Source organism: Actinomyces sp. 594, from assembly GCF_019325145.1.
Taxonomy (GTDB): Bacteria; Actinomycetota; Actinomycetes; order Actinomycetales; family Actinomycetaceae; genus Actinomyces.
The window spans coordinates 53,598-54,623 of sequence record NZ_PIZC01000057.1; the positions used below are offsets into that span (position 1 = coordinate 53,598).

Consider the following 1,026-nt stretch of genomic DNA (forward strand, 5'->3'; position numbering starts at 1 on the left):
GGCATGCTCAGCCCTCAGCCAATGAGGTTCCGGGTGCCATGGCCTCAACGATTCGGGCCAGATCCTCATCACCGGCGAACTCGATGGTGATGCGTCCCTTCTTGGCCCCTCGCGTCACCTTCACGCGAGTATCGAAGGCGTCCGACAGGCGGGTGGACAGGGCAGGCAATGGGGTATTGCGGCTGCGCGACGACGTCGGTGCACTGGGAACGGCCTCCGTCGACTCTCCGTAGACCGCCACCAGCTCCTCCGTGGCGCGTACCGAGAGTCCCTCGGCGACAACCCGTTGAGCCACGCGCTCCATAGCGGCCGCATCGGGGAGGCCGAGCAGGGCGCGAGCGTGGCCTGCCGACAGCACCTCCGCGGCCACACGCCGCTGCACCAGGGGAGGCAGCTTCATCAGGCGCAGCGTGTTGGAGATCTGGGAGCGGGACCGGGCAATCTTGGCGGACAGCTCCGCCTGGGTGCAGTCGAAGTCCTCAAGCAGCTGCTGATAGGCGGCCGCCTCCTCCAACGGATTCAGCTGGACGCGGTGCAGGTTCTCCAGCAGCGCGTCCCGCAGCAGTTCCTCATCGGCGGTGTACCTGACCACGGCCGGGATGGACTCCAGCCCCGCCTCCTTGGCGGCACGCAGGCGGCGCTCACCCATGACCAGCTCGTAGACGACGGTCTCATCCCCGTCCACAGGCTCCGCGGCGCCACCGTCTCCGGAGCCGGTCCCGGAAGCCGGCGCGGATTCCGTGCGGGCCTGCGCGCTTTGCGAAACCGCCTCGTCCAGGCGGCGCACCACAATGGGCTGAAGCAGGCCAACCTCCTTGATCGAGTTGGCCAGCTCCGCAATGTCATCCTCGTCGAACACCTGCCGGGGCTGCCGCCGGTTCGGCACGATTACCTCAATCGGCAGCTCGGCGAAGGTGGCTCCAGGAACCGGCACCAGCTCCGCCTCGAAACCCTCGGAGCCGTCCTCTGCCTGCGTCCCGGCCGATGTTTCACGTGAAACATCGGCGCCCGGGGCTGCCGACGCCG

At 68.1% G+C, this 1,026-nt stretch carries 1 protein-coding gene; it reads right to left on the minus strand.

Translation table 11 applies throughout. The annotated features are described in order from the left end of the window. Nucleotides 1–7: 7 nt before the first annotated feature. The coding region (locus GZ998_RS09805; protein ID WP_257505804.1) for a ParB/RepB/Spo0J family partition protein at nt 8–1,026 on the minus strand (1,019 nt) is incomplete at its 5' end.